This window comes from Bacillus sp. AFS001701 (assembly GCF_002559405.1).
Classification (GTDB): domain Bacteria; phylum Bacillota; class Bacilli; order Bacillales; family Bacillaceae_G; genus Gottfriedia.
In genome coordinates this window covers 1-694 of the sequence record NZ_NTZO01000592.1, presented here as the reverse complement: position 1 = coordinate 694, position 694 = coordinate 1, and the positions used below count along the sequence as shown (strand labels likewise).

General features: G+C 30.5%; 1 protein-coding gene. It reads left to right on the top strand.

Annotated elements, in window-relative coordinates; all coding sequences use genetic code 11:
* Window positions 1–324 precede the first annotated feature (324 nt).
* Window positions 325–573, top strand: a complete 249-nt coding sequence (locus CN514_RS23635) for a DUF1871 family protein (protein ID WP_176526054.1) — start codon at window positions 325–327, stop codon at window positions 571–573.
* Window positions 574–694: the final 121 nt, after the last annotated feature.

Here is a 694-nt window from a genome sequence, read left to right as displayed (position 1 = left end):
ACTTTGTGATTAACGAAATATCTTTAATTAAAATATCTTTAATTCGAGATAATAATAACTCTAATTAAAAAAATTGTCAATTACTTAATTAAATGTTTCATAAAACTTTATAATTTATTTCTCATAGTCAATCTTAGCTATTGTTCTTCATTTAGCATAGTTCTTCAGATAATAGGAAACCAATAAGCATAGAAAAATTATTAATTCTTGTGTTCGTCTAACTGGCGCGTTAGTTTAAGAGCATGAGCTGCTCAATTGCTGCTTTTTTATAGAGGTAACTCGCAGGATAGACCTTGTAGAAATATACTTTTAGGGGGGATATGTTTGGGAAAATTTTATTTTGTAAAAGAAATAATTGATGAATGGGCTCCAATTGGCTTACTTGGTTTGGGTTGTCCGGATGATGAATATGCCCCAGAAATAAGGGACATTGTAGAACTATTAAATGATATGAATACTGTTGAGGAATTGGCAGTAGGAATAAACGAAGTATTTATTAAGTGGTTCGGGGAAGATTTGACGATACAAAAATGTTATCCAGCTGCTTTAAAGATTTGGAATAAAATCTCTTAACACCTTATACAACTAACGGGTGCTTTTCTTCAATAACGATCTTCAACAATCAGGCGCTTTTCTTGAATAACTAAAATATGGTCTCAGTCGTAAAATCACTTTAATAGATATAATTCAACAT